Source organism: Vibrio sp. V42_P2S4T144 (assembly GCF_009904715.1).
GTDB lineage: Bacteria > Pseudomonadota > Gammaproteobacteria > Enterobacterales > Vibrionaceae > Vibrio > Vibrio alginolyticus.
Genome location: NZ_WXWS01000600.1, coordinates 1 through 7,249, shown reverse-complemented (window position 1 = coordinate 7,249; position 7,249 = coordinate 1). Strand labels below are relative to the sequence as shown.

6 protein-coding genes are annotated in these 7,249 nt (G+C 44.0%); 4 read left to right on the top strand and 2 right to left on the bottom strand.

The genetic code is table 11. The features are described 5' to 3' along the window. The first annotated feature begins 113 nt into the window (after window positions 1-113). The 3 genes from apbC (at window position 114) to CAG68_RS19715 (ending at window position 4,288) form a co-directional block, all read left to right on the top strand. Entirely contained in the window at window positions 114-1,190 is a 1,077-nt protein-coding gene (gene apbC, locus CAG68_RS19725) for an iron-sulfur cluster carrier protein ApbC (protein WP_005380830.1), read from the top strand. Between the two features lie 180 nt (window positions 1,191-1,370). After that, window positions 1,371-2,012, top strand: a complete 642-nt coding sequence (gene udk, locus CAG68_RS19720) for a uridine kinase (RefSeq protein WP_005380833.1) — start codon at window positions 1,371-1,373, stop codon at window positions 2,010-2,012. A gap of 188 nt (window positions 2,013-2,200) precedes the next feature. Further along, window positions 2,201-4,288: an AsmA family protein gene (locus tag CAG68_RS19715; protein ID WP_161441554.1), complete on the top strand. Its 2,088-nt coding sequence runs from the start codon at window positions 2,201-2,203 to the stop codon at window positions 4,286-4,288. A gap of 62 nt (window positions 4,289-4,350) precedes the next feature. On the opposite strand, the gene cobO is transcribed toward CAG68_RS19715, so the two are convergent. After that, on the bottom strand, window positions 4,351-4,956 hold the full coding sequence (gene cobO / locus CAG68_RS19710) for a cob(I)yrinic acid a,c-diamide adenosyltransferase (protein ID WP_005380837.1): 606 nt from the start codon (window positions 4,954-4,956) through the stop codon (window positions 4,351-4,353). Window positions 4,957-5,073: 117 nt separating this feature from the next. Between cobO and CAG68_RS19705 the strand changes: the two genes are divergently transcribed. Next, entirely contained in the window at window positions 5,074-5,523 is a 450-nt protein-coding gene (locus CAG68_RS19705; protein WP_025767219.1) for a low molecular weight protein-tyrosine-phosphatase, read from the top strand. Window positions 5,524-5,583: 60 nt separating this feature from the next. On the opposite strand, the gene CAG68_RS19700 is transcribed toward CAG68_RS19705, so the two are convergent. Next, window positions 5,584-7,143: a SulP family inorganic anion transporter gene (locus CAG68_RS19700; protein ID WP_005380840.1), complete on the bottom strand. Its 1,560-nt coding sequence runs from the start codon at window positions 7,141-7,143 to the stop codon at window positions 5,584-5,586. Window positions 7,144-7,249 lie beyond the last annotated feature (106 nt).

Here is a 7,249-nt window from a genome sequence, read left to right as displayed (position 1 = left end):
TACTACCCCATGAACTGACTAACTCCAAGGTGTCAAACTGCGGAATGCCTTAGTTTTTTTGGGGTTCTGGTTGAGCCTGGACGGTGGTAGCATGACATCTAAAAGGAGGGCTTATGCATCAGTTCACTTCAAAACAAGATTTTTGTCACTGGTTTAACCAATTCCAACATCCACAGTTGGTGGAAAACTGGGCAGATATTCATGGCGCAATTTCGATTACGACACAGGGTTCTATTGATATAACGTTGCCATTCGCAAGTAATGAGCTTCAAACCGTACTGCATGACTGGATCAAACAGCAGCAAGCCTCGGGTAAAGTGGCTGAATTCCCATTTAATATTCGCCTTGGAGTTAAAGCTTTAGAAACTCAAGTGGCTAACTCGGTTAAGGGTGTTAAGAACATCATTGCCGTCAGTTCTGCGAAAGGTGGCGTTGGTAAATCTACTACCGCAGTTAACTTAGCGTTGGCGATTGCTCAATCTGGGGCGAAAGTGGGATTGTTGGATGCAGATATCTATGGTCCGTCTGTACCTATGATGTTGGGGCAAGAAGATGCTAAACCAGAAGTTCGTGATGGCAAGTGGATGGAACCCATTTTTGCTCACGGCATCTATACTCATTCTATCGGTTATTTGGTGGATAAATCAGAAGCGGCGATATGGCGCGGTCCAATGGCTTCAAAAGCATTGTCGCAGTTATTAACTGAAACAGATTGGCCAGATTTGGATTATTTGGTGATTGATATGCCGCCAGGTACGGGGGATATTCAATTGACTCTGTCACAACAAATTCCGGTAACAGGTAGCGTGCTAGTCACAACGCCGCAAGATTTAGCCCTTGCCGATGCAAGGAAGGGAGCGGCAATGTTTAACAAAGTCCATGTCCCGGTTATTGGTGTTGTGGAAAACATGAGTTATCACATTTGTAGTCAATGTGGCGCGAAAGAGCATATTTTTGGTATGGGCGGAGCTGAAAAAATGTCGCAAGAATTTGGCTTAGCATTGTTAGGACAAATTCCGCTTCATATCTCTATGAGAGAAGATATTGACGCTGGCGTGCCAACGGTAGCAAGACGCCCAGAAAGTGAGCATGCAGGGTATTATAAGCAACTTGCCGATCGCGTATGTAGCACGATGTTTTGGCAAGGCAAAGCAAAACCAGATGCGATTAGCTTTACAATGGTGAACTAAGTTTACTATGCCTGCTGGTTGATAATTGCACATTTTAACGTTTGCTCGGAGGTTAATCCTCTGAGCAGGCAGAAACTTATGACTAAACCCTAATTCCAACTAGTAACTATGGGGTGAACTCCCTATAATCAGGCAGTTTATCTTTTTATGTGACTAGAAATCATCATCGGGTGCAAACTAATGTCTGATAATAATCAATGCGTCATCGTAGGTATTGCTGGCGCTTCTGCTTCTGGAAAAAGTCTGATCGCGAGCACTATTTATAATGAGCTTCGCGCGAAAGTAGGCGATCATCAAATCGGTGTCATCACGGAAGATTGCTACTACAACGACCAAAGCCACCTAAGCATGGAAGAGCGAGTAAAGACGAACTACGATCACCCGAGTGCGTTGGACCACGACCTACTGTGTGAGCACCTAGAAAAATTGGTACGTGGTGAAGCAGTAGAAGTGCCTGAGTACAGCTACACTGAGCACACAAGAACAATTAACACCACCACAATGACACCTAAAAAGGTGATCATTCTAGAAGGTATCCTTCTTCTTACAGACCCTCGTCTTCGTGATTTGATGCATGCGACAGTATTTATGGACACACCGTTAGATATTTGCTTGCTTCGCCGTGTTAAGCGTGATGTGGAAGAACGAGGCCGAACTATGGAGTCTGTTCTTAAGCAATACCAACAAACAGTACGTCCGATGTTCATGCAGTTTATCGAACCTTCTAAGCAATATGCGGACATTATTGTTCCTCGCGGTGGTAAAAACCGTATCGCAATTGATGTATTAAAAGCTCACATTGCAAGACTTTTGAAAGCTTAAGCCTATAGACGGCTATATCGCTTTATTTTTAGGAGAAGAAGTGGCACCTTAAGTGCCACTTCTTTTTTTGTTTTTAAATTAGTCAGTTGCAGGTTAAAACCAGACACTTTTCACGCTTTTGTGGAACTGTCAGCGGTAAATGGAGTCTGCGCTTATAATTGTAAAAACACTCGAGCAAGGAAAAACAAATGAAGAAACTGCTCTTAATTCTAGCAATACCGATTGTGGTCATTTTGGTCGCAATTTTAGCGTTAACCATCTTCGTCAATCCGAATCAGTTTAAACCCCTTATTGTTGAGCAAGCGCAAAAGCAAACGGGATTAGAGTTGGTGATTGAAGGGGATATCAGTTGGCAATTTTTCCCATCGATTGGCTTTGAGTTGGGACATACAGAATTGCGAAATCCACAAGGCTTTAGTAAACCCAATTTATTCAAAGTTGATACCGTTGGTGTAGACATCTCTGTTATGCCACTTTTTAGTCAGCAGCTTGAAATTGGAAACGTCACGCTTGATGGTGCTGAGTTCTACATTGAAACCAAGAAAGATGGCAGCAAGAATATTGATGCATTGACGAAAGCCCAAACACAACAAGCAGAACAAGAGAGCAATGCTGCGCCTACGCAAAATGGTGAAACGCAAACTTCTGGTTCTGATTGGAGTATTAATCTTGCTGGCGTTACTGTTTCTAACGGTTCATTAGAAATGCAGGATAAGCAAGCCGGTAGTTACACCAAACTTTATGATATTTCATTAAACCTTTCCGAATTCGCTTTTGACAACTGGACAACGGCTGATTTTGGCGTGAAGGGCGAAATGAACGACCAAAAGTTCACCGCGAAAGGTCAGGCAGACTTTAAGCTAGAAAAAGGTTTGGCAAACTACGCGCTAAAGAACATCAACTTTGATGCGACATACTCTGACCCTGCCAATAAAATTGAATCGGCAACGATCGGTTTAGACACGTTTGAATTCGATAAAGTAAATAACCTGACTTATGCCATTAAGGGTGACGCTGGTGGTATGAAGTTAGATATGCAGGGTGCTGGTCAACTTAGCGTGGACAAGGCTATCAGCAAAGTACAGTTGGATAAGTTAACTCTTAAATCGACTTTTGAGGGTGATGCCTTACCTCAGTCCCCGATGAAAGTCGACATGGTGTCTGATCTGTCTTTCGACCTAACGAAAAACCATCTGAGTTTTGTTCTAGAGAAGTTAACAGCGAATGCTATCGCCCTAGATGGTAAGGCAGATGTGACACTCGGTGATATTCCTAAAGTACGCTTTGCTCTCCATAGCCCCAATATCGATCTTGATGAGTTCTTAGGGTTAGATAAGCAAGCTGCCGAAGGTAATAAGCCTGCTTCTGGTGGCGAGAGTGCTCCTGCCGGACCTGAGGTTGAGCCTGATTTGTCTGCGTTGAAAACGTTAGATGTAAAGGGTGACATTACCATCGACAAATTCAAAGCGGCAAATGCGAAGATGGAAGCGGTAAAAACGAGCTTCACTGTAAATCGTGGCGTGTTTGAGCTTACATCATTTAGTTCGAAGTTGTACCAAGGCTCAATCTCAGCGACAGCGAAGTTAGATGCACGCCAATCACCAGCGACTTACAGCGTTAAAAAGTCAATCAAAGGCGTGAAAGTTCAACCGCTACTTATAGACGTTGCTGAAAACGACAAACTTGAAGGGACAGGTAACATTGATGTGAATGTTACAGGTAAGAGTCTCACGCCTACCGGTATCAAGAAGAATCTATCTGGTACGGTTGTTATCAATTTTGCTGACGGTGCGGTGAATGGCATCAACGTTGCTCAGTTGATTCGTGAAAACTATGCGAAATTTAAAGGGCAAAAAGTTGAAGGCACCAATGAAGTTAAGAAAACAGACTTTAGTGCGATGACGGCGACATTGAAACTCAACAAAGGTGTAGTATCAACGGATAATATGCAAGCTCAGTCTCCATTGTTACGTGTTCGTGGTAAAGGTACCGCAAACTACATCAATGAAACAGTCGACTTTACTATCAGCACGTCAGTTGTAGGCAGCCTAGAAGGCCAAGGCGGCAAAGATATAGATGAGCTGAAAGATATCACGATTCCAATCAATGTGTCTGGTAAGTGGGCGGATCCTAAATTCAAGCTCGTATTTGATGATGTTCTGAAGCAGAAAGCTCAGAAAGAAATCGATCGTGGCGTAGAGAAGCTAACGGACAAAATCAAAGACGAGAAAACCAAAGATGCGGTCGATGGTTTATTGAAGAATCTTTTCAACTAACCGTGCGTGAAAATCAAAAGGGCTGGCATTTTGCCAACCCTTTTTAAATTACTCTGCGAGTGTTACCAATCGACGCCTTTGAGGGCTTTTACGCCAGATTCAAATGCGTGCTTTACATTTTTCACTTCAGAAACGGTATCGGCCATTTCAATCAGGGTTCGATGTGCGCCACGCCCAGTAATAATAACCGACTGCATTTTAGGTCTGTTGCTCAGTGCTTCGACCACTTCGTCTAAGTCGATGTAGCCGTAGCTCACCATATAAGTTAGCTCGTCAAACAAGATGACATCGATAGAGTCGTCTTGCAGCATGCGCTTACATTCTTGCCATACGCCTTGCGCTGCTTCGGTATCAGCGGCTTTGTTTTGAGTTTCCCACGTAAAGCCGGTTGCCATTACTTGGAATTCAACGCCGAGTTTCTCAAGTAGGTTGCGCTCACCGTTGTCCCAAGTACCTTTAATAAACTGCGCGACAGCACAATTCAAACCATGACCCACTGCGCGTGCGATCGTACCGAATCCTGATGTCGATTTACCTTTACCATTTCCGGTAATGATCAGTAGCAGACCTTTTTCCTCTTGAGCAGCAGCGATTTTTGCGTCTACCTGTTCTTTGACTTTTTGTTGGCGAGCTTTATGGCGTGCTTCTTTATTTTCTTCGATAGACATAATACTTCCTCAATTCCTTTTCGTGCTGTGCCCAAGCTAATTTGGGTTCATTGATTTATCTCGCTATGATAGACCAACATATCGTGAAGAAAAACCACCGATAATTCAGGGAATAAAATGAAGAAAATACTTGTTGTTTGTATGGGAAACATTTGTCGGTCACCAACTGGAGAGGCAGTGTTAAGAGCGAAAGCTCAAAAGCTAGGCGTTGAAGTAGAGGTTGATTCGGCAGGTACAATTGGCTACCACGCAGGAAACCGACCGGATTCAAGAGCGATGGCAGCAGGAAAGCAGCGAGGTTATTCTTTTAAAGGAATGCAAGCGCGCCAAGTCACCATTGATGACTTTGAAAAGTTTGACCTTATATTAGCCGCAGATAAAGCAAATTTGGCCGATTTATTGGATATTTGTCCGTTGAAGTATCGACACAAAGTATCGTTATTTTTAAGTCATTCTGAGTCAGGTTACGACGAAGTCCCGGACCCATATTATGGTGGGGAAGATGGCTTTGAACTGGTGCTTGATTTAATCGAAGAGGCATCAGACGCAATTTTGAAGAAGCTATAATCGCCGTGCTTGAAGACAATAGAAAAAGGGATGAGCTCAGCTCATCCCTTTTTATTCGTGTTAACCCGCTAGTATGTCGGTTGCGACTTTGTAGCTTGGGTCTTCCTTCACGTTAATTTCAACCAAGCTGCCAGCTTTGTCCAAAAGTTTACGACAATCTGGGCTTAGGTGACGAAGGTGCAGCGTTTTACCTTGAGCATTGTAACGCTCAGCCAGTGTTTCAATGGCTTCAATTGCAGAGTGATCTGTCACGCGAGAGTCTGCAAAATCGACAATCACATCTTTTGGATCTTCAGGCGCGTTAAACAACTCCAGGAAGTTAGCCGCAGAGCCAAAGAAAATAGGGCCGTGAATCTTGTACTCTTTTGAACCTTCCTCGTTTAAGCACGTGTCGGCATAGATGTGCTTAGCGTGTTGCCATGCAAACATTAATGCAGAAACGATAACACCAACCGCTACGGCAACAGCAAGGTCAGTAAGAACAGTAACAACGGTCACAAGAACAATAACGAAGAAGTCTTGCTTCGGTACGCGGCGTGCTAGCTTAAATGTTGCCCATTCGAATGTACCAATGACAACCATGAACATCACACCAACCAGAGCAGCGAGTGGGATCATTTCAATTAGCGAAGAAGCGAATAAGATAAACATCAATAGAGCGATAGCTGCAACGATACCAGATAGACGGCCGCGACCACCTGAGTTTACGTTGATCATCGACTGACCAATCATCGCACAACCACCCATTGCGCCAAACACAGAACACGTCATGTTTGCCATACCTTGACCGATACATTCGCGGTTAGATTGACCACGAGTATTCGTCATCTCATCTAAAACTGTCAGTGTTAGTAGAGATTCAATTAGACCAATGGCCGCTAGAATGATCGCGTATGGAAGAATGATTTGTAGAGTTTCTAGCGTAAATGGCACCGCCGGAATAGAGAAGGTCGGCAGTGAACCTGCGAGTGTTGCCGCTTCATCACCAGACATTGTACGCAGGAAGTCAACAACAGTACGAGTTTCCAGATCCAAACCAACCACTAAAGCAGTCACCGTTACGATTGCAACAAGTGAAGAGGGTACAGCCGTTGTGATTTTTGGTAGAAAGTGAATGATTGCCATAGTTAGCGCAACCAAACCAAGCATTAGTAGCATTTGGTCTTGTGGTAGCCAAGTAAGCATGCCGTTGATATCTGGCGCTTTAAACTGACCCAACTGAGCTAGGAAGATAACAATAGCCAGACCGTTCACAAAACCAATCATCACAGGGTGAGGCACGATACGGATGAACTTACCCAATTTAAACATACCAGCGGCAATTTGAAGAATACCAGCGAGCATGATGGCTGCGAATAGGTACTGGACACCGTGAGTCGCGACAAGCGAAACCATTACGACTGCCATGGCACCTGTTGCACCAGAAATCATGCCAGGACGACCACCGAAAATGGAAGTAATAAGACCAACGATGAATGCAGCGTAAAGACCGACCATCGGATCTACGCCTGCGACGAACGCAAATGCGACAGCTTCAGGAACCAATGCTAGCGCAACGGTTAAGCCTGATAGCACATCATTTTTTACGGAGTGCTTAGAAAATTGGGGAAATTCGAACATGTTTGTTTTTAAGTTCTCTTTGCAATGAGTTAAACCCGACACATATTCGTATTTGCACAAGCCACTGGAAGGTTGATTTTTAATCAAACATTGCAGTGTAAACCGT

Bases quoted from the DNA above. Each gene is read 5' to 3' on its own strand.
- apbC (WP_005380830.1), top strand. From the start codon at position 114: ATGCATCAGTTCACTTCAAAACAAGATTTTTGTCACTGGTTTAACCAA.
- udk (WP_005380833.1), top strand. From the start codon at position 1,371: ATGTCTGATAATAATCAATGCGTCATCGTAGGTATTGCTGGCGCTTCT.
- CAG68_RS19715 (WP_161441554.1), top strand. From the start codon at position 2,201: ATGAAGAAACTGCTCTTAATTCTAGCAATACCGATTGTGGTCATTTTG.
- cobO (WP_005380837.1), bottom strand. From the start codon at position 4,956: ATGTCTATCGAAGAAAATAAAGAAGCACGCCATAAAGCTCGCCAACAA.
- CAG68_RS19705 (WP_025767219.1), top strand. From the start codon at position 5,074: ATGAAGAAAATACTTGTTGTTTGTATGGGAAACATTTGTCGGTCACCA.
- CAG68_RS19700 (WP_005380840.1), bottom strand. From the start codon at position 7,143: ATGTTCGAATTTCCCCAATTTTCTAAGCACTCCGTAAAAAATGATGTG.